Source organism: Massilia sp. Root335 (assembly GCF_001425685.1).
Lineage (GTDB): Bacteria > Pseudomonadota > Gammaproteobacteria > Burkholderiales > Burkholderiaceae_D > Telluria > Telluria luteola.
The window spans coordinates 46,200-71,550 of record NZ_LMCY01000018.1; the positions used below are offsets into that span (position 1 = coordinate 46,200).

Genomic DNA, 25,351 nt, shown 5'->3' on the forward strand with positions numbered 1-25,351 from the left:
AATGGTCCGCGCAACGGCCCGGCTCGCATCGAGCCGGGCCGTTTGCGTTTTACACCCTGCCCGGCCATGGCCTCCGTGCCTGCCAGAACGGGCGGTGGTGGTCGTTTTTGGTGTTAGAATACCCGCGAGAATAAGTCGCGAGGCGCTCGAAACAGTTGATCATAATGCAATACTCGCGTTATGAGTTGGCATTACAACGTTCAATGAGGATTCTGAATGAGTTGGTTGGAAAGACTTCTTCCTCCGCGCATCCAACGCTCGGATAAGGACGCCCGCCGGTCGATACCGGAAGGCTTATGGATCAAATGCCCGTCTTGCGAAGCGGTGCTGTATCGAAACGATCTGGAAGCCAACCTTCACGTCTGCCCGAAATGCAGCTACCACATGCGCATCCGGGCACGCGAGCGACTTGACGCGCTGCTCGACGCCGAAGGCCGCTATGAAATCGGCCAGGAAGTGTTGCCGGTGGACAGCCTCAAGTTCAAGGACAGCAAAAAATATCCGGACCGCCTGAAGGATGCGATGGAAGCCACCGGCGAGACCGATGCGCTGGTCGTGCTGGGCGGTGCCATCATGAGCATGCCCGTCGTCGTGTCGTGTTTCGAATTCGAGTTCATGGGCGGCTCGATGGGTTCGGTCGTCGGCGAACGCTTCGTGCGCGGCGCGCAAGCGGCGCTGGAGCAGAAAGTGCCGTTCATCTGCATCACCGCCACCGGCGGCGCGCGCATGCAGGAAGGCCTGCTGTCGCTGCTGCAGATGACCAAGACCACCGCCATGCTGACCAAGCTGGCGGAAAAGAAACTGCCTTTCATCTCGGTACTGACCAACCCGACGACCGGCGGCGTATCGGCATCGTTCTGCTTCATGGGCGATGTCGTGATTGCCGAGCCGAAAGCGCTGATCGCGTTCGCCGGCGCCCGGGTCATCAAGAATACGGTTGGCGAAACGCTGCCGGAAGGCTATCAGCGTGCCGAGTTCCTGAAGGAACGCGGCGTGGTGGACATGATTGTCGACCGTCGCAACATGCGGCAAGAAATTGCCCAAGTGCTGGCGCTGCTGATGGATCTGCCGATCGACGCGCTGGCGCCGGCCTGATCCTCATAGTCGGAACGCCGAACGGCCACCGCCTCGCAAGAGCCGGTGGCTTTTTCTTTTCACGGCGCCGCGCCGACGTCCGCATCTTCCCCCAGCGCGAACTCGCCGCGCGCGAACGCCTCCAGCACGGCCTGTGCCTGCTGCAGATGGTCTTGCGGGACGAGGATGCGCACGCCGCCGAGGGCCGGCGCCAGCAGCAGGTCGGTCTGCACGAGGTGGGCGTCGGCCAGCACGGCCGGGATGCCGGAGGCGACGAGGCAGCCCTGCACGAGGTTCGCTTCCAGCGGGATCAGGTAGCGCGCGACCTCGACCAGGTCGCGGCCCGGCAGGCGCGCCAGTTCGGGCACGCCCGCCAGCGTGGCGTTCATGGTATCGCTCGGTGCCTGCATGACGATCCTCCGATGTGAGAGTGCGGCCGTGCCGTCATCTTACCCCAGCCGGTCCGCGTGGGCGAGCCAGCCCGGCAGCGCGGACAGCAGGTACAGCACGACGCCGATCGAGCCGCCCACGATGGTGCCGTTGATGCGGATGTATTGCAGGTCCTTGCCGATGTTGATCTCGACCTGATGCGACATCTCGCCGCTGTCCCAGTGCTTCACCGTGTCGGCGATGTGGCGCGTCAGGAAGCCCGCGAATTCGGGCGCCGCGCCGCGCGCGGCCAGTTCCAGGTTCTCGTTCAGCGCGGTGCGCAGCACGTCGTCCTCGGCCAGCGTCCGCCCGATCCAGGCGCCGGTGGCGACGATGCGGCTGCGCAGCACGGAGTCGGCCTGGTGCAGGTCGGCCTTGATCCAGCCTTTCAGGTCGCCCCACAGCGAACCGATGTAGCCGTTCACGGAGGCGTCGCCGATCAGGTGGCGCTTGATGTCCTCACCCTTCTCGATGAAGGCCGGATCGCTTTTCAGGCGCTCGATGAAGTCGTGCGTGAACACGTCGAAGCGCCGGCGCAGCGGATGATCCGGGTCTTCGCTCACGCGCCTGAGGATGCCGGCCGCGAGCCGCACGGCGATGTCCGCCCCCTTGCGGCCGATGAGTTCCGACGGCAGCATCTTTTCCATGAACGCGTATTCGTCGCGCAGCCAGTCGACGATGCCCTGCGCGACGAAGGCCTGCGTCTCCTCGTTCGCCAGCAGGTGCGCGAGCTGGTCGATCCCCTCGTCGAGGATCGCCTGGTGGCGGCCGTCGCGCGTCAGGCTTTCCAGGATCGTGCCCGCCGTCTGCGACAGGTCGACGCTCTTGACCATGCCGTGCACCGCGCGCCGCACGAAGTTCTGCACGGCCGCGTCCTCCACGACATCGAGCGCGAAGCCGGCGATGCGCACGAGGGTGTCGCCCAGGCGCGCCGTATTCTCCGGCTTCGTGAGCCAGTCCGCGACTCTCTGCGCCGGGTCGTGGCGCTGGATCAGGCGCACGATGGAATCCGTGTCGAGGAATTTTTCGCGCACGAACGCGGCGAGGTTGTCCGCGATGCGTTCCTTGTTGGCGGGGATGATCTCCGTGTGGCGCGACACGAACGGGATCGGAATGCGCCTGAACAGCGCCACGACGGCGAACCAGTCGGCCAGCGCGCCGACCATCGCGGCTTCGGAAAATGCCTTCAGCAGGCCGATCCACACATTGCCCGGCCAGTGGGCGGTCAAGCCCAGCGACAGGACGAACAGCAAGGCGGCACCGACGAAAAAGCCCAGCGCCAGTCGCTTGGACTGGCGCAGCTCGCGCTCCTTGTGCGGCATGGTCTCCATGCCGCCATCGTAGCCCAGCCTAGACGATATTGTCGCGCCGCAGCGCGGCGATGGCGTCCGGCGCCCAGCCCCAGTCGGCCAGGATGGCCGCCCCGTCCGGCGCGGCGACCGGCCCGGCCTGCCCCGCCGTGCGCGAGAAACGCGGCGCCGGCGCCGGCTGGGTCACGCCGTCGACGTCGACGAAGGTCTGGCGCGCCGCGTTGTGCGGGTGGCGCGGCGCCTCGTCCATGTCGAGCACGGGCGCGAAGCAGGCGTCCGTCCCCTCCAGCAGCGCGCACCAGTCGTCGCGCGTGCGCGTGGCGAACAGCGCCGCGAATCTGTCTTTCAGCGCCGGCCAGTCGTCCTGGCGCCACTGGCGCGCGAACGCGGGATCGTCGGCGCCCGCCAGCGCCAGCAGCCGCGCGTAGAACTGCGGCTCGATGGCGCCCACGGCGATGAACCTGCCGTCCGCGCACGCATACGTGGCGTAGAACGGCGCGCCGCCGTCCAGCAGGTTCGCGCCGCGCGCGGCCGACCACGAACCGTGCGCGCGCAGCCCGTACATCATGGCGCCCAGCAGCGCGGCGCCGTCCGTCATGGCCGCGTCGACGACCTGGCCGCGGCCGGACGTGCGCGCTTCCAGCATGGCGCAGACGACGCCGAACGCCAGCATCATGCCGCCGCCGCCGAAGTCGCCGACGAGGTTCAGCGGCGGCGACGGCGGACGGTCCGCATCGCCCATCGCCTGCAGCATGCCGGACAGCGCCACGTAGTTCAGGTCGTGCCCGGCCGCCTGCGCGAGCGGGCCGTGCTGGCCCCAGCCGGTGACGCGGCCGTACACGAGCTTCGGATTACGGTCGTGGCACACCTCCGGTCCCAGGCCCAATCTCTCCATCACGCCGGGGCGGAAGCCTTCGACGAGCGCATCGGCCTTTGCCACGAGGTCGAGCAGCAGCTGGCGCGCGCGCGGATGCTTCAGGTCCAGCGCCAGCGAACGGCGGCCGCGCGCCATCACGTCGTGTTTCGTGCCCAGCATCGGGTACGGATTCGGCGCGGCCGAGGCGGGGTTCACATCGGGCTTGCGATCGATGCGGATCACGTCCGCGCCCATATCGGCCAGCATCATCGCGGCGAACGGACACGGGCCGATGCCGACCATCTCGACGACGCGCAGTCCGGAAAGGGGGCCCTGGTTCGTCATCACAGCGAGCGGGCGATGATTTCTTTCATGATCTCGTTCGCCCCGCCGTAGATGCGCTGCACGCGCGCGTCCAGGTACATCTGCGTGATGGGGTACTCGAGCATGTAGCCGTAGCCGCCGAACAGCTGCAGGCAGCGGTCGACGATCTTGCATTGCAGGTCCGTGATCCAGTACTTGGCCATCGACGCTTGCACAGTGTCCATGCGGCCGGCGACGAGGTCCTCGATGCAGCGGTCGATGAAGACGCGCGCCACCGTCGCCTCGGTCTTGCACTCGGCCAGCACGAAACGCGTGTTCTGCATGTCGATGAGGGCCTGGCCGAAGGCGCGGCGCTCGCGCGCGTGCGTGACCGTGAGCGCCAGCGCGCGCTCGATGCAGGCGACGCCCGCCACGCCGACGATCGTGCGCTCGTACGGCAGCTCCGTCATCAGCTGGGCAAAGCCGCGGCCATCCTCGCCGCCCAGAACGTTCTGCAGCGGGACGAAGGCGTCGTCGAAGAACAGCTCGCAGGTGTCTTGCCCCTTCTGCCCCATCTTGTCGAGGATGCGGCCGACGCGAAAGCCCGGATTGTCGGCCGTCTCGAGCAGCATCAGCGAGACGCCTTTCGCGCCCGCGGCCGGATCGGTCCTGGCGACGACGACGATCAGGTCGGCCAGGTAGCCGTTCGAGATGAAGGTCTTGGAACCGTTCAGGCGGTAGCCCAGGTCCGTGCGGACGGCCGTCGTGCGGATGCCCTTGAGGTCGGAGCCCGCCCCCGGTTCGGACATCGCGATGGCCGCGACGATCTCGCCGCTCGCGAGGCGCGGCAGGTATTTGTACTTCTGCTCTTCCGTGCCGTGATTGAGCAGGTAATGCGCGACGATCGCGTGCACGTGCAGGCCGAACGCGGTGTCGCCGGCCAGCGCCAGCTCCTCGAACACGACGGCCTGGTGGGCGAACGTGCCGCCCGAGCCGCCGAAATCGTCGGGGACGTCGGCCAGCAGCAGACCGAGTTCGCCGGCCTTTTTCCACAGCGCGCGGTCGACGTGCTGCTGCTCGCGCCAGCGCTGCTGGTGCGGCGTGACCTCCGCCGCCACGAAGCGGCGCACGGCATCGCGGAAGGTTTCCAGTTCGGGCGTCATCCAGGATGATGTCATGGCCGTCTCCTCACACCTGATACAGCGTGACGACGCAGGCGCCGCCCAGCCCCAGGTTGTGCTGCACCGCCGTGCGCGCGCCCTCGACCTGGCGCGCGCCGGCGCTGCCGCGCAGCTGGTGCGTCAGTTCGAAGCATTGGGCCAGCCCCGTCGCGCCGAGCGGATGGCCCTTCGACAGCAGCCCGCCGGACGGATTCGTGACGACCTTGCCGCCGTACGTGTTGTCGCCGGCGCGGATGAACTGGTCGGCCCCGCCTTCCGGGCACAGGCCCAGTGCCTCGTAGGTGATCAATTCGTTGTGCGCGAAGCAATCGTGCAGCTCGACGACGTCCAGGTCGTCCGGCCCGATGCCCGCCTGTTCGTAAACCTTGCGTGCCGCTTCCCGGCTCATGTCGTAGCCGACGAGGCGCATCATGTCGTTCGAATCGAACGTGCCGGGACGGTCCGTCGTCATCGCCTGCGCGGCGATGTGGACGTCGGCGCGCAGGCCGCGTTTTTTCGCGAAGTCCTCGGACATCAGCACGGCCGCGGCGGCACCGCACGTGGGCGGGCACGCCATCAGGCGGGTCATCACGCCGGGCCAGATCGCGGGGGCGTCGAGCACGTCCTGCACGCTGACTTCCTTGCGGAACAGCGCCAGCGGATTGTTGACGGCATGGCGGCTGGCCTTGGCGCGGATGCGCGCAAACGCCTCGAGCGGTGTGCCGTATTTTTCCATGTGCGCGAGGCCGGCGCCGCCGAAGTAGCGCAGCGCCAGCGGGATCTCCGGCTTGCCGACGAGGCGGTCGGTGACGGCGTCGAAGTCGTCGAACGGCGCGGGACGATCGGTGAACACGGACGCCAGCGCGCCGGGGCTCATCTGCTCGAAACCCAGCACGAGCACGCAGTCGGCCGCGCCGCCCTGCACCGCCTGGCGTGCAAGATAGAGCGCCGTGGAGCCCGTGGAGCAGTTGTTGTTGACGTTGACGATGGGGATGCCGGTCATGCCGACGCCGTACAGCGCCTTCTGGCCGCACGTGGAATCGCCGTAGACGTAGCCGGCATAGGCCTGCTCGACGTCCGCCCAGGCGATGCCCGCGTCTTCCAGCGCGGCGCGCGCGGCCTGGGCGCCCATCTCGTGGTACGGGGCGCTCGCCCCCGGCTTGGCGAACGGGATCATCCCGACGCCAGTGACATGGACTTTGCGGCTCATCGTCGTCTCCTCGAGCTGTGCTCTGTGATGGTATGCAAACCAGGTCGGATGACCTGCCCGGAAGATTATAGGTCAGCCGTACAGGTTTTGAAAGCATGCCGTGCGATAATCCCGGCCATGAACCAGACGCTCGACCAGACCCTGCGCAACAAATCCTCCGTCACGACCGAGAAAGGTTGGGAACGCGTGCACGCGATCCTGCAGGCCGCGCGCCGGCTGCTGGCCGCGGACGGCTATGCCGGGCTGTCGATGCGGCGGGTGGCGGGCGAGGCGGGCATGACCCTGTCGAACGTCCAGCACTATTACGGTAGCAAGGAAGTGCTGCTGGAGGCCGTCCTGCTGTCCACGATGGACGAGTTCCAGGCCAAGATGGACCGCATCTCGGCCGAGATGGGCGACCGCCCGCGCCTCGACCGGTTCCTGTCGACCACGGACATGTTCCTGGAAGAGATCACGGACCCGGTCACGCATGCGCTGTTCTTCGAGATCTGGGCGCTGGCGTCGCGCAACGCGTTCGCCTCCAACCTGATGGACCGCATGCTGGGGCGCGAGCGCAAGACCGTCTACAACCTGATCCGCGGGCTGAATCCGGCCATCCCGGACGAGGAATACATGCAGCGGGCGATCCTGATGGTGGCGCAGATCGAAGGGCTGATGCTGTTCCGCCTGGACCGCGAATCGCGCCGCGAGCAGTTCCTGGCCGTGCGGGCGGCGGTGCGCAAGGCACTGCTGAATCTGGCGACCGTGCCGTAATCGTCTCGTCGCTTATACTGGACCGGCTTAGGTAGGGTGGGCGGCCCTCCGCCCACGCGAACGCTTGCGTAATGCCGACGTCCGCGTTGGCACGGGGTGCCCACCCTACCGCCATCGCCCAGGCACCCCGTGCCCACCAAACGTTTGCGTCCCGCATGTGTTTGGTGGGCGGAGGGCCGCCCACCTACGCCGGTTGACGACAAAGGAGTCCGGATGCAGCACGACATCAGCCTGATCACCACCATCGCCGCCGCCCTCGGCTTCGGCCTGCTGTTCGGCATGCTCGCCGTGCGCCTGCGCCTGCCGGCCCTGGTCGGCTATCTGGCCGCCGGCGTCATCATCGGCCCCGCCACACCCGGCTTCGTCGCCGACGTGCACCTGGCGTCGCAGTTGGCCGAGATCGGCGTGATGCTGCTGATGTTCGGCGTCGGGCTGCATTTCTCGCTGGACGACCTGCTCGAAGTGAAAGGCATCGCCCTGCCCGGCGCCGTGCTGCAGATCGCGGTGGCGACCCTGCTCGGCATCGGCCTCACGCACCTGTGGGGCTGGGATCTCGGCGCCGGTCTCGTGTTCGGCCTCGCCCTGTCCGTGGCGAGCACGGTGGTGCTGCTGCGCGCGCTGGAGGACCAAGGCCAGCTCGATTCCTTCAACGGCCGCATCGCCGTCGGCTGGCTCGTCGTGGAAGACCTCGTGACGGTGCTCGTGCTCGTGCTGCTGCCGGCCCTCGCCGGACCGCTGGGCGGCAAGGGCGACAGCGGCGCTTCGCTGTGGCTGTCGCTCGGGACGACGCTGCTGCAGGTCGGCGCCTTCATCGCCTTCATGCTGCTGGTGGGCCGCAAGCTCTTCCCGTGGTTCCTGTGGCGCGTGGCCAGGACCGGCTCGCGCGAGCTGTTCACGCTGGCCGTGATCGCGGCCGCCGTCGGCATCGCCTACGGTTCGTCGCACCTGTTCGGCGTGTCGTTCGCGCTCGGCGCCTTCTTCGCCGGCATGGTGCTGCGCGAGTCGGAGCTGAGCCACCGCGCGGCCGAAGAGACGCTGCCGCTGCGCGACGCGTTCTCGGTGCTGTTCTTCGTCTCGGTCGGCATGCTGTTCGACCCGCGCGTGCTGGTCGAGCGTCCGCTGGAAGTGCTGGGCGTCGTCGCCATCATCCTCGTCGGCAAATCGCTGGCCGCGTTCGTCCTCGTGCTGGCGCTGCGCTACCCGCTCAATACGGCGATCACGGTGTCGGCGAGTCTCGCGCAGATCGGCGAATTCTCGTTCATCCTGGCCGCCCTCGGCATCTCGCTCGGCCTGCTGCCGCAGATGGGCCAGAACCTGATCCTCGCCGGCGCCATCATCTCGATCGCCGTGAATCCGCTGATGTTCAAGCTGGTCGGCCCCTTGCAGAACTGGCTGCGCCCGGACGCCGAACGCGCGCGCAGGATGGAGCGCTCGCCCGATCCGCTGGCCGAGCTGCCGACGACGGTCGCGCACGAGCGCCTGACGGGCCAGGTCGTGCTGGTCGGCTACGGCCGCGTGGGCAAGCGCATCGCGCAGGAACTGGATCGCCAGGGCGTGCACTACGTCGTGGCCGAACAGAACCGCGACATCGTCGAAGACCTGCGCCGGCGCGACCAGCCGGCCGTCGCGGGCAACGCGGCCGACGCGGCCGTGCTGATCCAGGCCCACATCGCGCGCGCCGCCATGCTCGTGATCGCGACGCCGGACACCTTCCACGTACGCGCCATGGTCGACACGGCCAAGGCCCTGAACCCCGCCATCCGCTGCGTCGTGCGCACGCACAACGAGGAAGAGGCGCGCCTGCTGCGCGAAGAGACGGGCGGCACGGTGCTCGTCGGCGAACACGAACTGGCGCGCAGCATGACGCACCACGTGCTGGACGGGTTAGCGCTCGCGCAGGCGCACTGATTCCGCAGCCACGACGGCGATCGCGCAGACCATCGTGCTTCGCTCCATGATGCCGGCGGCCAGCAGCGCGACGCTCAGGCCCGCGCAGCGCCGTACGCAATGGCCGCCCAGGCGCGCGCCCTGCCGCAGCGCGGCGGCGAAGACGGGCGGCGCGGGCACCGCAGCGGGCGGAAGCAACCGACGCCGGCGCCATGACGCCACATGCCAGCCGGCGCCCGCCACGCCGGCCGCCGCCGCCAGCACCGGCACCATCCGCGCCACCGGGGGCATGCCCGGCAGCGCCCGCGCCACGGCCGTGCCGATCACATACAGCGGCAGGCCCGAGGCCGTCCAGGCCACGGCCCACGCCAATCCGGCCGTCAGCGTGAGCAGCAACGGCCGCCACCGGCCCGTCCCGTCCAGCGTGGTCCGATAGCGCCGCAAGGCCGGCACGGCGAGCGGCAGCATCATCGGCACCATCATCGATGCCCACATCCGGGTGAAACCGGCCGCGGCATCGAACCACGACTGTCCGCACATCGGCAGCCATATCGTCGACATGGCCCACCCGCCGGGCATCGGTATCTCCCCTGTCATCGCGCGGGATATTCGTCGTGCCGCCGCCACCAGACGCCGTCCTCGTTGCGGCCCCTGGGTGCGCGGTCCAGCCATTGGTACATGCCCCACAGCCCGTCGAGGCCGCGCGAATACGCCGAATACGTGTGATACACGACGCCGTCCTCCAGCACGAATGCGCTCAGGCCAGGCCGGTCGCGCGTGTAGGTGGCGAGGTCGGTGCCGGTCGACGCGGCCTGGAGCTGCGCGGGACTGGCGCTGTCCTGCATCGTCCAGTCGGTCCTGGACGGGGTGCGCATCGGCGGCTCGCGGCGGTAGTTGTACTCGATGCCGCCTTCGCGCTGCTGCGTCTCGTCGAACCAGACGTTGAAGTCGGCGTTGAAATCCGCGCCGGCGTCCTGGTGCGCCGTCGCCCACGGGAACGTCCATCCCATGCGCGCCTTGTACGCGCGCAATCTGGCCTGCGGTGCGCGCGACACGGCCGTCAGCATCACGTCGTGGTTGGCGAGGTGCGTGGCGATGCCTTCGAAGCCATCGGCGATCGCCGAGCAGGACGGACAGCCGGCCGTGTAGTCGACGCCGAACATGAAGTGGTAGACAAGCAGTTGCGAGCGGCCCTGGAACAGGTCGGCCAGCGATGCGCTGCCGGCCTCGGTGTCGAACCGGTAGTCCTTGTCGATGCGGACCCAGGGCAAGGCCTGCCGCTGGCGCGCCAGCTCGTCGCCGCGGTGCGTGAGCTCGCGCTCCGCTTCCCACAGCCGCAGCCGCGCGGCCAGCCATTCGTCCCGGGTTCCCGTCTGGTGCGTGGTCATCGTCTTTCTCCTGTTGGTTGAAGGTGCGGTGCTATATTAGGGACGACACGGCACACGACGGGAGTGACAAGTTTGGCGCGATTCCGATGGACTCGATGATCACGGCGGCCGCCCTGGCGCTGGCGCGCGGCGACGCGCTCGGCGCGCTGGACCGCGTCGCCTTGCGTGACGATGCATCCGCGCTGGCATTGCGCGGCATCGCGATGGCGCAGCTGGGCGATCTCGCGCGCGCCCGCCTGCTGGTGCGCCGCGCCGCCCGCGCGTTTGGCGCGAAGGAAGCCGTCGCGCGCGCGCGCTGCCGGCTCGCCGAGGCCGAGATCGCGCTCGCCGTGCGCGATCTGGGCGCCTGTGCGACGCTGCTCGGCGACGCGGGCCGCACGCTGGAAGCGCACGGCGACCACGCCAACGCGGCGCACGCCCGCTACCTGGAGATCCGCCGCCTGCTGCTGCTGGGGCGCCTCGACGAGGCCGAACTGCGCCTGGACGCGCTGGACCCGGCCCACATGCCGCACGCCCTGCGTGCCGCGCACGAGCTGACCGCGGCCGGCATCGCGATGCGCCGCATGCGCGCGCACGCGGCGCGCGCGGCGCTCGTCCGCGCGGCCGCCCACACGCGCGCCGCCGGCATCGCCGCGCTGGATGCCGAGATCGGCTGGGCCGCGCGCCTGCTCGATGCGCCGGCGGCGAGGCTCATCACGCCGGACGGCCGGCGCGACGTGCTGCTCGACGACGTGGAACGGCTGATGTCGTCCACCGCGCTGGTGGTCGACGGCTGCCTGCATGCCGTGCACCACCTCGCCACGGAGATCCCGTTGGCGCGGCGCCCGGTCCTGTTCGCGCTGGTGCGCACGCTGGCCGAGGCCTGGCCGCGGGACGCGCCGCGCGAGGCGCTGATCCTGGCCGCCTTCCGCATCCGCCATCCCGACGAGACGGACCGCGCCCGCCTGCGCGTCGAGATGGGCCGCCTGCGCACCGTGCTGCGCGGCGCCGCGGGCGTGCGCGCGACGCCGCGCGGCTTCCAGCTGGTGCCGCGCGACGGCCACGACGTCGCCGTGCTCGTGCGCCCCGTCGACGACGACCACGCACCCGTGCTGGCATTGCTGGCGGATGGCGAGGCGTGGTCCAGCTCCGCGCTCGCGCTGGCACTGGGCACCAGCCAGCGCACCGTTCAGCGATCGCTGGAAACGCTGGCGGCCGCCGGCAAGATCCAGGCGTTCGGACAGGGCCGCGCGCGCCGCTGGGCGATGCTGCCCCTGCCCGGTTTCGCGACAAACTTGTTACTCCCGACCGCGCTGGGCGCTCCCTAGAATGAACGTATGAAAACGACACCCGCCCACATCGTCCGCGAATACGGACCCTTCGACGACAAGCCCGGCGTGCACGGCGTCTCCTTCGACGGCAGGCAGCTCTGGTTCGCATCCGGCGACCACCTGAACGCGGTCGACCCCGACAGCGGCCGGCTGCAGCGCGCCCTCGAGGTCCAGGCCCACGCGGGCACGGCCTTCGACGGCCGCTACCTGTACCAGATCGCGGACAACCGCATCCAGAAGATCGATCCGGACACGGGCGCGGTCCTGTCGACCATCCCGACGCCGGAAGACGGCGGTGCCGGTCTCACCTGGGCCGAGGGCTCGCTGTGGATCGGCCAGCACCGCGCGCGCAAGATCCACCGTCTCGATCCGGAGACCGGGGCGATCCTGAACACGATCGAATCGAAGCGCTTCGTCACCGGCGTGACGTGGTTGAACGGCGAGCTGTGGCATGCCACCTGGGAAAACGACCGGAGCGATCTGCGCCAGGTCGATCCGCGCACGGGCGCCGTGCTGCAAAGCGTCGAGATGCCGGCCGGCGCGATGGTGTCCGGCCTCGAGTCCGACGGCGTGGACCGCTTCTTCTGCGGTGGCGGCGGCAGCGGCAAGATCCGCGCCGTGCAACGCCCCAAATAAAAAAAACGGCGGACATCGCTGTCCGCCGCATTAACTTGAGTTCAACTCAAGACCATCAAACAACCACCAATCTTTACTTTGCCGGCAGCCTTCAGGCCACCGCCTCCTCGGCGCACAGCTTGAGGCTGGCGTGGCGCGGCGCGTTCAGGCCGGCCAGCAACGCGTCCTGATGCTGTGCCAGCAGGTCGAACACGGCGTCCTTCGACAACACGTACTGGTCCAGCAGCGTGTCCTTGATCGACACGATCACGTCCTCGTAGTCGCGGATCGAATTCAGCGTGTAGTTGTACAGCTCGTCGGACTTTTCCTCGACTTGGCGCAGCGTGTGCTCGCCGGATGCGTCGTTGGCAAGCTGGCTGTAGTCGATCTTGGCGCGCGAATACATCGACAGGCGGCCGACCATCAGGTTCAGCATCTTCGTGATCTTTTCGATGTCGTTCTGGCTGCCCACCGAGATGCCGCGTGCACCATAAAACAGTTCTTCCGCCGCCACGCCGCCGTACAGGCCGATCACGTCGCGCTCCAGCTCTTCCAGCGTGCGCAGCGACATGTCGTCACCGGATTGCAGCACATAGCCCAGCGCACCGATCTTGGACACCGCTTCCGTGCTGATCTTCAGCAGATGCGACTTTTCCTTGACCTCGGCCAGGCTCATGCCGGCGCGCAGGAACGGATCGATCTGCATGAAGAAGTGACCCAGTTCGTGCACGGCGATGCGCTCGCGCTGCTTGTGCTTCTCGGCCGTCGTGGCGCGGTCGGTCAGGCCGATCGTGGCGCGCTCGTAGGCGCGGAACAGCAGGTCGGTGTTGATGATCGCCTTTTCCTGGATCGAGATCATCGACGCGCGCTCGACCACGGTTTCCAGCAGCGCCGGGCTCAGGTTCTGGGTCATTTCCGCGACCTGGTCCAGGTCGACGTCGTTCCAATCCACCAGACCTTCTTTCTTGCGCGACAGGAAGCTCTTCAGCAATTCGCGGCGCTCGGCCTTGTTCGGCAGGCGGAAATTGATCTTCACGGAGAAGCGGCGCAGCATCGCTTCGTCCATCTCCGTCGACGCATCGTCGAAGTTCGAGGCGACGACCCAGATCACGCCCGCGCCCTTGTCGCTCTTGACGCCGTCCAGCAGGCCCAGCAGGGTATTGGCCGTGTCGTCTTCCCATTTCTTTTCGCTGCGGCCGCGCGGCATGAACAGGCTTTGCGCTTCATCCAGGAAGATGATGCAGCGGCCCTTGCCCGATGCCTTGCGGTACAGGGCATTCAACGCCTTCGAACCGCCGCCGACATAGCCCGACTCCAGCGCCGAACCGGATGCCTGGATCAGCGGGATGTCGAGGCGCTTGGCCAGGTAGCCCACCAGCTTCGTCTTGCCCGTGCCGGCCGGCCCCGTCAGCATGACGTTGAACGGCTTGTCGATGTTGTGCTCTTTATAGAGCTCGCGGTTGCGGATCATGTCTTCCAGGTGCAGCACTTCCTGCTTGATGTCTTCCATGCCGATCAGGTCGTCCAGGCTGCCCTTGAGCTTGTCCGGCGTGATCAGCTGGCTGCTCATGCCCGTGCCCGGGATGCCGAATTTCATCGCGTACAGGATCACGGCCAGCACGGTGATGTCGAGCGCATGGCGCTTCAGGAAGTCGAGCACGTCGGCGCCGAAGCCTTCGCCCTCGTCCTGCAGGACGGCCTTGTGCGACGCCAGGTATTCGTCCTTGGCGATGGAATACGGGATCGCGTTCTTGAGCAGCACTTCGCGCTCCAGCGACAGGTGCGACGTGCTCGGCACCTTCACCACGTGCAGTTGCGGTGCGCCCTTGAACTTGAAGATATAGCGAGGCGAATCGGACAGCGGCTTCGCGACCAGCAGGTAGTCGAGACGGTCCTTTTCGGCGACCAGCTGGGTGATTTCGGAAATATTCTGCGAGTAGACGACCGGCGACGGATCCTGCGGGATATCGGCCTTGTAGATTGCCCAGCCCGTCAGCACGCCGAGCATTACGGCAGTCAAGATCCGGACATAAACATTCTTAAAGGCAATTTGAATTCGGGCAAAATTGGGCATATCGGTACTCTTACAAGGTCGAAGGTGCGTGATACTGCGGATATTGCGTGCCTTCCGAAGTGCCGAGTGGACGCGAAAGGCGGCGGTGCGGGGACCGCGGGGTATTCAAACGTGTGCGTTTGATATTGTTTTGATGCCCGAAGGCAATGGGGATATGGAGACTATACTCGCAAAGAAAAGCGACGTGTATACCGTGCGCCGAAAAAATTTTGAATCGCAACACGGGTGATCAAGTTGACATCGCATTTCATTGTCCATCCCACACATTCAATAAATAAATCGCAATAAGCCGATTCATACTTGGCTTTTTCTCAATAGCCAATCGATTAATTGATTGCATTTGCTTTATTTAAAAATGATTAACTTTGCCATCTGATTATCATGCTTTAACCGTACGTAACGGACGCAATGCACGGCGCATTTTTGCTATGCTGGGACCATCCGCATGACGCCGCCAACGGTCGCGCGGTTGACGTCAGCCATTGTCAGACAATGCATTGATAAGGAATGACCGTGAAACGATACGCACTCGCCGCAACGCTCAGTCTCTTGATGGGCGGCACCGTCCAGGCCGCCGCCATTGACCTCGACAACAATCACGCCGTCGCCCGCATGCGCGGCGTGGCCGACCTGTCGACGGTAAGTCGCAACGAAGTGGTGGTACCACCGTCCCCTTCGATGTCCGAACTTCCGGAACCGGAAGTGTTTGCCATGATGCTGGTCGGCCTGATCCTGATCGGTTATCGGGCCAGCCGCGACAGCAGTGAGAAATTTAAATAAGGATCGAATCCTGAACTGTTCCGCAAGACGCGGAAAGTGCGGCGCCGCAAGGCGCCGTTTTCTTTTATGTGTATGCCTTTGGGAAAGGCTGGCCTCGACGGCATCAAGAAAAATAGATAGGAACGGATCGGCAGATTTCAAGGCCTTGATTTAGGCCGGCAATTCCTGGCACAACGCGTGCAATTTACTCAACGTCGCCCAATTGCGCGCCGTCGTCGCATCTCCCAACTGCTTGCCCAGCGCGGCGGCGGCCGTACTGTCGAGGATGCCACCGGGGCACCATACATAAGCGGCCCGCTCGCCCAGCGCCACCGCGCCCGGATGCCAGTCCTGGCCGCACAGGGCTTCGATGGCGTCGCGCGGATGGGGTGCCGCGAGGATGAAGGTCAGCAGGCGTGAATGGTCGGTCGCCAGGTCCAGCAAGGGATTCGACGACATGATCCCGTCCAGTTCGTCGCAATCGAGTACGAGGGTGCGCGAGGCCACGCCGAGCTTGAGCACGAGCGCATCCTCGATCCCGGCCGCCACCGCCTCGTGCGCCCTGGCCGGACCGGTGAACACGACGTTCCCGCTGTTCAGCAGGCTGCGCACGTCGTCGTAGCCGAGGTCCGCGATCAGTTTGCGCAGGTCGGCCATGGCGATACGTTTCGCCCGCCCGACATTCACGCCTCTCAAAAGAGCAATGTAGCGTTTTCTGGTCATCCGGGCATCCTACCCCGCCCGGATTAAGACAGCATTAAAGGCGGCGCGCGACAGCCTTACAACACCCGGCCTTCCGGGCGCTCACGCCCGCCTTACCCGATGGTAATATCAATACATTGCAAAAAACGAAAGAGGGAAGCATGAGCGGTCCTTTCCAGCTCACGCCGCTGGCCGAGACCCGTCCGGGCATGGTGTTGTCCGACGTCGTACGCGACGGCAAGGGAAATGTATTGCTGGCGCAGGGCGTCGTCCTGACGGAATCCATGCTTGGCTCGCTGGGGCGGCACGGCATCGACATGTTGCCGATCCTGCAGGCCGTCCCGGCACCGCCGCCCATCGATCCGGAAGCGGTCCAGGCACGGCTCGATCACGTGTTCCGCCAACACGACCGCGACGACCTCGGCGACTGGGCCACCGGCATCCTGCGCCGCTACGTCGAAGATTACCGACTGCAGCGCGAGGTGGCCGCATGAACCGGCTGACGCCCGAACAACTGGCGGCCGGCGTGCAAGACCTGCCGTCGCTGCCCGCCGTCGTCATGGAGTTGCTCAGCAGCATAGAGCAGGAAGACATCGACATTTCGGTACTGGCGAAAAAGGTGTCGTATGACCAGGCATTGACGGCCAAGACCTTGCGCCTGGCCAATTCGTCGTCCTACGGCCTGCAGGTCAAGGTCACGACGATCCAGCAAGCCATTACCTTTCTCGGCTTCCAGACGACGCGCAACCTGATCACGGCGGCCGCCATCACCGGTTGCTTTCCGAGCGGACGGTGCGCCGGATTTCATGACAAGTCGTTCTGGCGCCATTCGATCGCCACGGCCGCGTGCGCACGCGCGCTGGCGCGCCGGATGCGCTTCAATCAAGACATTGCTTTTACGGCTGGCTTACTGCACGACATCGGCCGGCTCGTGCTGGTGACGGGCCATCCGGAGGCATATGACCAGGTCGTGGCCTGGCACGCGCAGCATGGCGGCGACTGGCAGGACGCGGAACGGGCCGTACTCGGCATCGACCACGTCGACGCGGGGGTGGCGCTGGCCGATCACTGGAATTTCTCGAGCACCATACGCCAGGTTATCGCCTGTCACCATACCCCCGAAACCCACGGTGCGGGATTCCTGGCGGCAATCGTGCACGTGGCCAATGCCATCGTGCACGCACTCGATCTCGCCGGCGAAGACGACGAACTGGTGCCGCGCGTGTCCAACGTAGCCTGGGATGCGATGGGATTGAATGAGGAAGCCTATTTGCACCTCTTCCGGGAAACGGAATTGCAGTTCGGCGAGATGTCGACCATCCTGATGGCTTGAAACACGCTGTTCAAGCCCAGGATGGCCGGCGGTGGTGACGGCAGCGAAGGCAAGCTTCGCGGCCGGGTCTGGCCGCAGGCATGACAGGACCGGCTGTCATGCCCGCAGCCTCAGTGCGCATAGTTGCCCGACGGCTTGGACGATGGCGAAGCGTCGTTCGATTGCGATTGAGCCGATTGCGCTTGCGGCTGACCTTGTTGCTGTTGTGCGGCCTGCTGAGCAGCTTGCTGTGCAGCTTTTTCCTCAGGCTTCGGGCGGCCTTGAGCGTCCGACAGACGATATTTGGTGCGACGGTCGCCCATCAGGTCACGCAGATCGCGGATGCTCATGCCAGTCACTTCGTGCATGCGGATCAGCAGCGATGCGCCGACCGGCAGGCGGTGGTGACGGATCTTGCTGATCACCGGAGGAGCGACTTCCAGCATGCGCGACAGCGCTGCATCGTTCTTCAACTGCATTTTGCCGAGCAGAATGTCCAGCAAGTGGTTGGGGTTGTAGCTTTCCTGGGATGACAAAGCATGATGTGCCATGATGACCTCGTGAATGGTTAAAATAGTTCTTTTACGAACCGTGTGTAATGACTAAGTTTCGTCAACATAAGTTCCCGGATCGCGTTATCGACTGACCAGGCCTCTGCCTGACATGCCGGCAACGCTACCGGACCGCGTGCGCTCCCTTGGCGGGAAGCGCGAAAACCAATGCAGCGTCGGAACCCTGTCCGGGGGCCGCGACCGGAACTGCGGTCGCCGCTGCGGTTTTTTGCACTCCCCGCTTCCCACATGCACTTGTTTTTCGGACAAATTATCAAACTCATATGCCGGGTTCACACTCGACCTGAGCACAAAATTCATTGGCCGAAATCAAGCTAACCGGTGGAAAGCTTGTCACATAGTCATTTCAGCACATGGTGACGAATTGTGGCGCACGCAAGTGTTTTTTTGGACTAATTTTGCAATTGCCGAGCTACACGAACTACTTGATTTACAACGAGAAACTTCTTCGAGTCGCGTTGGCAACTTTAAAGATAACAGCTGGCAAGGAAAATACAAGATTTAACAATGTAACCGACTGTACAGAACTTTATATGCGGAAAGTTCTAATTCCGCGGAGTACATAACGCCGGCGCGCACGGTCGCACGCACCCGCTTTTCCGGCCCGTATTCCGATTTACGGTAAACTGAACTTCCACTTGTCAAAGCATCAGGGAACGTCGAAAAACCGGTTGCGCGTTGCGCGTTGCGCTCGCGGCGGTGTTCGAGGTCCCCAAACAGCCCCTAAAAGCATTCCATGCAGAAAAAAGTATTCATCAAGACCTTCGGTTGCCAAATGAACGAGTACGACTCGGACAAGATGGCGGACGTGCTGGGCGCGTCCGATGGGCTCGTACGCACCGACACGCCGGATGACGCCGACGTGATCCTGTTCAACACCTGCTCCGTGCGCGAAAAGGCGCAGGAAAAAGTGTTTTCGGACCTGGGCCGCCTCAAGGAACTCAAGCGCAGCAAGCCCGACCTGATCATCGGCGTGGGCGGCTGCGTCGCGTCGCAGGAGGGCGAGGCCATCGTCAAGCGCGCGCCGCACGTGGACATGGTGTTCGGCCCGCAGACGCTGCACCGCCTGCCGCAGATGATCCAGCTGCGCCGCCACACGGGCGCGGCGCAGGTCGACATCAGCTTCCCGGAAATCGAGAAGTTCGACCACCTGCCCCCGGCCAAGGTCGACGGCCCCATCGCCTACGTGTCGATCATGGAAGGCTGCAGCAAATATTGCAGCTACTGCGTCGTGCCCTACACGCGCGGCGAGGAAGTCTCGCGCCGCTTCGAGGACGTGCTGACGGAAGTCGCCGGCCTGGCCGCGCAGGGCGTCAAGGAGATCATGCTGCTGGGGCAGAACGTGAACGCCTACCGTGGCGCGATGGAGTCGGGTGAAATCGCCGACTTCGCCCTCTTGCTGGAATACGTGGCCGAGATCCCCGGCATCGAGCGCCTGCGCTTCGTCACCAGCCACCCCAAGGAATTCACCCAGCGCCTGATCGACGCGTACGCGAAGATCCCGCAGCTGGTCAACCACCTGTACCTGCCCGTGCAGCACGGTTCCGACCGCATCCTGCAGGCGATGAAGCGCGGCTACACGGGCCTGGAATACAAATCGATCATCCGCCGCATCAAGGCGGTGCGGCCGGACATCTCGATCTCGTCCGACTTCATCGTCGGCTTCCCGGGCGAGACGGACGCCGATTTCGAGGCGATGATGAAGCTCGTGGAAGACGTCGGCTTCGACAACAGCTTCAGTTTCATCTTCAGCAAGCGCCCCGGCACGCCGGCCGCCAACCTGGAAGACGATACCCCGCACGAGGTCAAGCTGGCGCGCCTGCAGCGCCTGCAGGCGCAGATCGACGCCAATACGCGCAAGACCAGCGCAAGCATGGTCGGCAGCGTGCAGCGCATCCTGGTCGAAGGTCCGTCCAAGAAAGGCGGCGGCGAACTCCAGGGACGCACCGAGAACAACCGCGTCGTCAACTTCTTCCCGGGCGCCGCCGGCAGCGACACGCTCGTCGGCCAGCTGGTCGACGTGCGCATCACCGAGAGCCTCGATTACACCCTGCGCGGCGACCTGGTCGCCAGCATTGATACGATTGCCAAAGCCAGTTGAAAACGCCCACCCAGCCTTCGTACTTCACCCCCGAGCCGCTCGATAACACGCGGCTCGCCCACCTCTGCGGACCGCTCGACGAGAACCTGCGCCAGATCTCGGCCGCCCTCGACGTGACCGTCTTCCGGCGCGGCGAACGCTTCATCGTCAGCGGCACCAACGCACAGCGTGCCGTCGAACTGCTCGAGCGCTTCTACGCCGTGGCCGACAAGGTCGTGCCGATCGAGGAGGTGCAGCTGGCGCTCGTCGAACAGCGCGCCGGCCTGAAACCCAAGGCCGCGGACGCCGACGCGCCGCCGCCGAAGGAACCCGGCGCCGCAGTCACCGAGGAAGCCGACAAGGGCGATGGCGCGGCCGACGACGAGGACCTGGTCAGCCCGATGCTCAAGACGCGGCGCCACGACCTGCGCGGCCGCACGCCGCACCAGATCCAGTACCTGAAAGCCGTGCTCGAACACGACATCAGCTTCGGCATCGGCCCGGCCGGCACCGGCAAGACCTATCTCGCCGTCGCCTGTGCCGTCGACGCCCTCGAACGCGACGCTGTCAAGCGCATCATCCTGACGCGTCCGGCCGTGGAAGCGGGCGAGCGCCTGGGCTTCCTCCCCGGCGACTTCGCGCAAAAGGTCGACCCTTACCTGCGTCCGCTGTACGACGCGCTGTACGACCTGCTCGGCTTCGACCGCACGCAGAAGCTGTTCGAGAAGCAGGTGATCGAGATCGCCCCGCTCGCGTTCATGCGCGGACGCACCCTGAACCACGCGTTCGTGATCCTGGACGAAGCCCAGAACACGACGGCCGAACAGATGAAGATGTTCCTGACGCGGATCGGCTTCGGCAGCAAGGCCGTCGTCACGGGCGACGTCACCCAGGTCGACCTGCACAAAACGCAGCGCAGCGGCCTCGTCGACGCCATGCACGTACTGAAGGACGTGCGCGGCATCGCCTTCACCCGGTTCTCCAGTGCCGACGTCGTGCGCCACCCGATGGTGGCCCGCATCGTCGACGCCTACGAAAAGTCCGCGTCGATGCAGGAACTCGGCGCACTCCCGGGCACCCTGTCGGGTGCCCCCTTGAATAAACCAGCCACCCGCCATGTCCGCAAAAAAGCATAACCTCGAACTGGACGTCCAGTACCCCGACACCCGCCTGGAAGCGGACATCACGCCCGCGATGGTCGAACGCTGGGTGCAGGAGTCCCTCCTCGGCCCGGCCGAACTGGCGATCCGCTTCGTCGACGCGCAAGAAGGCCAGACCCTGAACCGCGACTACCGCGGCAAGGACTACGCCACCAACGTCCTCACCTTCGCCTACAACGAGGGCGCCGAACTCGCCGACGACGAACCGACGCAGGCCGACATCGTCCTGTGCACGGACGTGCTGCAGCGCGAAGCGGATGAGCAGAAGAAGACGGTCGAGGAACACGCGGCCCACCTCGTCGTGCACGGCGTGCTGCACGCGCAGGGCTTCGACCACGAGACGGACGAGGAAGCGGAAGAGATGGAACAGCTCGAGCGCGACATCATGGAAGTGCTCGGGTATCCGGATCCGTACGCGGAGAACGAATAACCGGTTCGCATGCGCGCGGCGACAAAGCTCGGCGGTAGAGGTACGGCGACAGAAGCGCGCCGGTAGAAGCACGTCGTTCCCGCGCAGGCGGGAACCCAATGTGCGCGACCTGCCGGAAAACCTGGATCCCCGCCTGCGCGGGGACGACGGTTTCAGGCCTTCTTGAGCTGCTCCCCGATCGGCAGCTTGCGCACCCGCTTACCGGTCGCCGCGAACACCGCATTCGCCAGCGCCGGCGCGATGCCCGCCGTCCCCGGCTCGCCGATGCCGCCCGGGTCGTCGTGGCTGTTCACGATATAGACTTCCACGATCGGCGCCTCCGGCATGCGCATGACGCGGTAGTCGGAGAAGTTCGTCTGCTGCACCCGCCCCTTCTCGACCGTCACCTCGTCCCACAGCGCCGCGCTGGCGCCGAACACGATGCCGCCCTCCATCTGCGCGACGATGGTGTCCGGGTTGACGTTCTGGCCGCAGTCCACCGCGCACACGACGCGGTGCACGCGCACGTCACCGTCCGGCCCCACCGACACTTCCGCCACCTGCGCCAGATAGCTGCCGAACGCGAACTGCGTGGAGACGCCCCGCCCCAGCTTGCGCCCCGCGACGGGCTTCAACGGCTTGCCCCATCCCGCCTTCTCGGCCGCCAGGTTCAGCACCGCCAGGGTGCGCGGCGATTTCTGCAGCAGCGCGCGGCGGAACGCGACGGGGTCCGTCTTGCTCGCATACGCCAGCTCGTCGATGAAGCTCTCGACGACGAACACGTTGTGCGTGGGGCCGACGCCGCGCCAGAACGCCGTCGCGAGGCCGGGCGGTTCGTGGCGCACGTACTCCACGCGGATGGCCGGAATCGAATACTGCAGGTCGGCCGCCGCTTCCACCGCATCCGGGTCGACGCCGTTCTTGACCATCGGCGGGGCGAAGCGCGCCATGATCGACGATCCCGTCACACGGTGGAACCAGGCCACGGGCATGCCCTTGTCGTCGATGCGCGCCGACATGCGGTCCACGTAGTACGGGCGGTACATGTCGTGCTGGATGTCTTCCTCGCGGCTCCAGATGATCTTCAGCGGCCCCTTGGCCAGCTTGGCGAATGCCACGGCCTGGATCACGTTGTCGACTTCGAGCCGGCGCCCGAAGCCGCCCCCGATGTAGTGGTTGTGCACGCGGACCTTGTCGACCGGCAGCCCGGTGAGCTTCGCCGCGGCGCCCTGCGCCAGCGCGGGCACCTGCGTGCCGACCCAGATGTCGCAGCCGTCCGGCTTCAGGTCGACCGTGCAGTTCATCGGCTCCATCGTCGCGTGCGCGAGGAACGGGACTTCGTAGACGACGTCGATGCGGCGCCCCGGACCAGCGTCCAGCGCCTTCAACGCGCCGCCCTTGTCCGTGGCGACGGCGCCCGTGTTCTGCGATACCTTCATCATGTCGGCGACGATGCCGGCCAGGCTGACGTTGGCGTTGGCGCCGTCGTCGAAGCGCGGCGCGGCGGCCGCCAGGCCCTGTTTCGCGGCCCAGAAGTGGTCCGCCACGACGGCCACGGCGCCTTCGATGCGCAGCACCTGGCGCACGCCCTTCACCGCCATCGCCTTCTGCTCGTCGACGGCCGTCACCTTGCCCCCCAGGACGGGCGACGCCGCTACCGCCGCGATTCCCATGTTCGGCAGGCGCGCGTCGATGCCGAACTGCGCGGACCCGTTGACCTTCGCCGGCGAGTCGAGACGCTTCACGGGCTTGCCGACCAGCGCGAACGTGGACGCGTCCTTGAGCTTGACCTCGGCCGGAAACTTCAGTTGCGACGCCGCGTCCACGACCTCGCCGAAATGGACGGACCGGTTCGACGCCTCGTGGCGGATCGTCCCGGCCACGACTTTCAGGTCGCCCGGCTCCACGTTCCAGTTCTTGGCCGCCGCCTGCACGAGCACCGTGCGGACCTTGGCGCCGGCCTCGCGCAGCGGTTTATACGTGGACCGGATCGACGTCGAGCCGCCCGTCACCTGGCCGCCCAGCAGCGCGTCGGCGTACAGCGAATTGTTCGCGGGCGCCTGCTCCAGTTTCACTTTCGAGAGATCGGCACCGAGCTCCTCGGCCAGCAGCATCGGCAGCGACGTGAACGTGCCCTGCCCCATCTCGACCTTGTGGATGATGAGGGTGACGATGCCGTCGCGGTCGATGCGGATGAAGGCGTCGTGCGCAAGGCCCGGCGGCTCGTTGGTCATGGCGGTCGAGGCCTGGCCGACGGCCTTCTCGGACGGCGGTTCCTTGCGGTCGCCGGACGGCGCCTCGCCGGGCCCCTGCTTGTGGCAACCGAACAGCGAGAAGCCGAACAGCAGGCTGCCGCCGCCGACGGCACCGGCTTTCAGCAACTGGCGGCGCCTGTTCGAGACGGCGGCCGCTTTATCCCCGGTGATCTGGTCCATGTGGTCGCCCTCTCTCATGCCTGGCCGGAAGCGATCTTGATCGCCTTGCGGATGCGGTTATAGGTCCCACAGCGGCAGATATTGCCGGCCATGGCGTTGTCGATGTCGGCGTCGCCCGGTTTCGGGGTCGCGTGCAGCAGCGCGGTGGCCGACATGATCTGGCCCGACTGGCAATAGCCGCACTGGACGACGTCGATCTTGCGCCACGCGTCCTGCACCCTGGCCCCGACGGGGTCGTTGGCGATCGCCTCGATGGTCGTGATCTTCTTGCCGGCCGCGGCCGACACGGGCGTCACGCACGAGCGGATCGCCTGGCCGTCCAGGTGCACGGTGCAGGCGCCGCACAGGGCGGCGCCGCAGCCGAACTTGGTGCCGGTGAGGCCCAGCACGTCGCGGATCGCCCACAACAGGGGCATGTCGTCGGGGATATCGAGGTCGGTGGTGGTGCCGTTGACGTTCAAGGCGGGCATGGGGGTTCCTTTCCGTAGCAGATTGCCAACTATAGGACGAACACTGAAGGCAATGGCGCACGAGTCATGGCCATACTGCCAACTCGCAGGATAGCGCGAATAGCAAGAGTCCGCCCGGGCCCGGTGCTGCATAAAAATCAGGCACGACGGCTTTTGGTGTATCCTATGGCCCATCGCAACAACGGCTTCACGCCAACTATGCCCGAGCACCCTGCTGACGTCCGCACGGACGCCAAAACCCACCGATCGCTGTTCGAACGGTTGACCGCACTGATTTCCCCGGAACCCGAAAACCGCGCCGAGCTGCTCGAAGTGCTGCACGACGCGCACGAACGCAATCTCATCGACGCCGACGCCCTCTCCATGATCGAAGGCGTGTTCCAGGTGTCCGACCTGTCGGTGCGCGACATCATGATCCCGCGCTCCCAGATGGACGTGATCGACATCACCAAGCCGATCGAGGAATGGCTGCCGATCGTGCTGGAAACGGCGCACTCGCGCTTCCCAGCCATCGAGGGCGAGCGCGACAAAGTGGTCGGCATCCTGCTCGCCAAGGACCTGCTGCGCTACTACGCGGAAGAATCGTTCGACGTGCGCGACATGCTGCGCCCGGCGATCTTCATCCCGGAATCGAAGCGCCTGAACGTCCTGCTGCGCGACTTCCGCGCGAACCACAACCACATGGCCATCGTCGTCGACGAGTACAGCGGCGTGGCCGGCCTGATCACCATCGAAGACGTGCTGGAACAGATCGTCGGCGACATCGAGGACGAGTACGACTTCGACGAGGAAGAGGACAACATCCTCTCCATCAAGGAAGGCCAGCACGGCCCGCGCTGGCGCGTGAAGGCGCTGACGGAGATCGAGCAGTTCAACGAAGAAATCGGCGTCGACCTGCCCGAGGACGACGTCGACACCATCGGCGGCCTCGTCGCGAGCCACCTGGGCCGCATGCCGCACAAGGGCGAAGTCTTCGACCTCGAAAACCTGCGCTTCGAAGTGCTGCGCGCCGACGCGCGCCAGATCCACGTGCTGCTGGTCGAAAAACTCCCGGCCGCCGACGACGATCACGATTGACGCGGG

24 protein-coding genes are annotated in these 25,351 nt (G+C 65.9%); 12 read left to right on the forward strand and 12 right to left on the reverse strand.

Annotation, left to right across the window (positions count from 1 at the left end; genetic code table 11):
* The first annotated feature begins 216 nt into the window (after positions 1-216).
* On the forward strand, positions 217-1,095 hold the full coding sequence (gene accD / locus ASC93_RS11220) for an acetyl-CoA carboxylase, carboxyltransferase subunit beta (protein ID WP_056441274.1): 879 nt from the start codon (positions 217-219) through the stop codon (positions 1,093-1,095).
* Positions 1,096-1,154: 59 nt separating this feature from the next.
* On the opposite strand, the gene ASC93_RS11225 is transcribed toward accD, so the two are convergent.
* Genes ASC93_RS11225 through ASC93_RS11245 form a run of 5 tightly spaced genes read right to left on the reverse strand, consistent with a single transcriptional unit; the run spans position 1,155 to position 6,342 of the window.
* Positions 1,155-1,484, reverse strand: a complete 330-nt coding sequence (locus ASC93_RS11225; protein ID WP_229412684.1) for a DUF2007 domain-containing protein — start codon at positions 1,482-1,484, stop codon at positions 1,155-1,157.
* Positions 1,485-1,523: 39 nt separating this feature from the next.
* Positions 1,524-2,825: a DUF445 domain-containing protein gene (locus ASC93_RS11230; protein ID WP_056441539.1), complete on the reverse strand. Its 1,302-nt coding sequence runs from the start codon at positions 2,823-2,825 to the stop codon at positions 1,524-1,526.
* A 28-nt stretch (positions 2,826-2,853) separates the two neighbouring features.
* A complete protein-coding gene (locus ASC93_RS11235) occupies positions 2,854-4,014 on the reverse strand; it encodes a CaiB/BaiF CoA-transferase family protein (protein WP_056441277.1) in 1,161 nt (386 codons plus the stop codon).
* On the reverse strand, positions 4,014-5,150 hold the full coding sequence (locus ASC93_RS11240; protein ID WP_229412685.1) for an acyl-CoA dehydrogenase family protein: 1,137 nt from the start codon (positions 5,148-5,150) through the stop codon (positions 4,014-4,016). Before ASC93_RS11240 ends, ASC93_RS11235 begins: the two co-directional genes overlap by 1 nt.
* A 10-nt stretch (positions 5,151-5,160) precedes the next feature.
* A complete protein-coding gene (locus ASC93_RS11245) occupies positions 5,161-6,342 on the reverse strand; it encodes a lipid-transfer protein (RefSeq protein WP_056441284.1) in 1,182 nt (393 codons plus the stop codon).
* Positions 6,343-6,459: 117 nt separating this feature from the next.
* Here ASC93_RS11245 and ASC93_RS11250 point away from each other — a divergent pair, with 117 nt between their 5' ends.
* Positions 6,460-7,095 carry a TetR/AcrR family transcriptional regulator gene (locus ASC93_RS11250; protein WP_056441295.1) on the forward strand — a complete coding sequence of 212 codons (636 nt, stop codon included), beginning with the start codon at positions 6,460-6,462 and terminating at the stop codon, positions 7,093-7,095.
* Positions 7,096-7,308: 213 nt separating this feature from the next.
* Positions 7,309-9,003 (forward strand): YbaL family putative K(+) efflux transporter, encoded by a 1,695-nt coding sequence (gene ybaL, locus ASC93_RS11255; RefSeq protein ID WP_056441297.1) that lies wholly within the window; start codon positions 7,309-7,311, stop codon positions 9,001-9,003.
* On the opposite strand, the gene ASC93_RS11260 is transcribed toward ybaL, so the two are convergent.
* Together ASC93_RS11260 and ASC93_RS11265 are read right to left on the reverse strand one after the other, a co-directional pair.
* A complete protein-coding gene (locus tag ASC93_RS11260; protein ID WP_162251855.1) occupies positions 8,980-9,543 on the reverse strand; it encodes a DUF2182 domain-containing protein in 564 nt (187 codons plus the stop codon). The two genes, ybaL and ASC93_RS11260, sit on opposite strands and share 24 nt — an antisense overlap.
* Before the next feature lie 32 nt (positions 9,544-9,575).
* On the reverse strand, positions 9,576-10,370 hold the full coding sequence (locus ASC93_RS11265) for a DUF899 domain-containing protein (protein WP_056441302.1): 795 nt from the start codon (positions 10,368-10,370) through the stop codon (positions 9,576-9,578).
* 86 nt (positions 10,371-10,456) lie between these two features.
* Between ASC93_RS11265 and ASC93_RS11270 the strand changes: the two genes are divergently transcribed.
* Both ASC93_RS11270 and ASC93_RS11275 read left to right on the forward strand, forming a co-directional pair.
* Positions 10,457-11,677 carry a hypothetical protein gene (locus ASC93_RS11270; protein ID WP_056441305.1) on the forward strand — a complete coding sequence of 407 codons (1,221 nt, stop codon included), beginning with the start codon at positions 10,457-10,459 and terminating at the stop codon, positions 11,675-11,677.
* Positions 11,678-11,686: 9 nt separating this feature from the next.
* A complete protein-coding gene (locus ASC93_RS11275) occupies positions 11,687-12,316 on the forward strand; it encodes a PQQ-binding-like beta-propeller repeat protein (protein WP_056441308.1) in 630 nt (209 codons plus the stop codon).
* A gap of 91 nt (positions 12,317-12,407) precedes the next feature.
* Here the strand turns inward: ASC93_RS11275 and ASC93_RS11280 are convergent, their stop codons facing one another.
* Complete coding sequence (locus tag ASC93_RS11280) at positions 12,408-14,369, reverse strand: AAA family ATPase (protein ID WP_056441311.1); 1,962 nt, start codon at positions 14,367-14,369, stop codon at positions 12,408-12,410.
* A 507-nt stretch (positions 14,370-14,876) separates the two neighbouring features.
* Between ASC93_RS11280 and ASC93_RS11285 the strand changes: the two genes are divergently transcribed.
* Positions 14,877-15,149: a hypothetical protein gene (locus ASC93_RS11285; protein ID WP_229412686.1), complete on the forward strand. Its 273-nt coding sequence runs from the start codon at positions 14,877-14,879 to the stop codon at positions 15,147-15,149.
* 150 nt (positions 15,150-15,299) lie between these two features.
* Here ASC93_RS11285 and ASC93_RS11290 read toward each other — a convergent pair whose 3' ends face one another.
* Complete coding sequence (locus tag ASC93_RS11290; RefSeq protein WP_056441313.1) at positions 15,300-15,851, reverse strand: DUF1697 domain-containing protein; 552 nt, start codon at positions 15,849-15,851, stop codon at positions 15,300-15,302.
* Between the two features lie 140 nt (positions 15,852-15,991).
* On the opposite strand from ASC93_RS11290, the gene ASC93_RS11295 reads away from it, so the two are divergent.
* Together ASC93_RS11295 and ASC93_RS11300 are read left to right on the forward strand one after the other, a co-directional pair.
* Positions 15,992-16,324 (forward strand): hypothetical protein, encoded by a 333-nt coding sequence (locus ASC93_RS11295; protein WP_056441316.1) that lies wholly within the window; start codon positions 15,992-15,994, stop codon positions 16,322-16,324.
* Positions 16,321-17,163, forward strand: coding sequence for an HDOD domain-containing protein (locus ASC93_RS11300; protein ID WP_056441319.1), 843 nt, complete (start codon positions 16,321-16,323; stop codon positions 17,161-17,163). The genes ASC93_RS11295 and ASC93_RS11300 overlap by 4 nt, the downstream gene beginning before the upstream one ends.
* A 110-nt stretch (positions 17,164-17,273) precedes the next feature.
* Here the strand turns inward: ASC93_RS11300 and ASC93_RS29695 are convergent, their stop codons facing one another.
* Positions 17,274-17,693 (reverse strand): hypothetical protein, encoded by a 420-nt coding sequence (locus tag ASC93_RS29695; RefSeq protein ID WP_082547949.1) that lies wholly within the window; start codon positions 17,691-17,693, stop codon positions 17,274-17,276.
* A gap of 757 nt (positions 17,694-18,450) precedes the next feature.
* On the opposite strand from ASC93_RS29695, the gene miaB reads away from it, so the two are divergent.
* From miaB to ybeY, 3 genes are read left to right on the forward strand one after another with little or no spacing between them, the layout of a single operon-like run.
* Positions 18,451-19,815, forward strand: coding sequence for a tRNA (N6-isopentenyl adenosine(37)-C2)-methylthiotransferase MiaB (gene miaB / locus ASC93_RS11310; protein WP_056441326.1), 1,365 nt, complete (start codon positions 18,451-18,453; stop codon positions 19,813-19,815).
* Positions 19,812-20,930 (forward strand): PhoH family protein, encoded by a 1,119-nt coding sequence (locus tag ASC93_RS11315; protein WP_056441329.1) that lies wholly within the window; start codon positions 19,812-19,814, stop codon positions 20,928-20,930. Before miaB ends, ASC93_RS11315 begins: the two co-directional genes overlap by 4 nt.
* Positions 20,911-21,384, forward strand: a complete 474-nt coding sequence (gene ybeY / locus ASC93_RS11320; protein WP_056441332.1) for an rRNA maturation RNase YbeY — start codon at positions 20,911-20,913, stop codon at positions 21,382-21,384. The genes ASC93_RS11315 and ybeY overlap by 20 nt, the downstream gene beginning before the upstream one ends.
* 152 nt (positions 21,385-21,536) lie before the next feature.
* On the opposite strand, the gene ASC93_RS11325 is transcribed toward ybeY, so the two are convergent.
* The gene (locus ASC93_RS11325) at positions 21,537-23,798 is read right to left on the reverse strand and encodes a xanthine dehydrogenase family protein molybdopterin-binding subunit (RefSeq protein ID WP_056441335.1); all 2,262 of its coding nucleotides are present in this window, start codon (positions 23,796-23,798) and stop codon (positions 21,537-21,539) included.
* A gap of 14 nt (positions 23,799-23,812) precedes the next feature.
* Positions 23,813-24,268: a (2Fe-2S)-binding protein gene (locus ASC93_RS11330; protein WP_056441337.1), complete on the reverse strand. Its 456-nt coding sequence runs from the start codon at positions 24,266-24,268 to the stop codon at positions 23,813-23,815.
* A 198-nt stretch (positions 24,269-24,466) separates the two neighbouring features.
* Here ASC93_RS11330 and ASC93_RS11335 point away from each other — a divergent pair, with 198 nt between their 5' ends.
* A complete protein-coding gene (locus tag ASC93_RS11335) occupies positions 24,467-25,345 on the forward strand; it encodes an HlyC/CorC family transporter (protein ID WP_056441340.1) in 879 nt (292 codons plus the stop codon).
* The last annotated feature ends 6 nt before the right edge of the window (positions 25,346-25,351 follow it).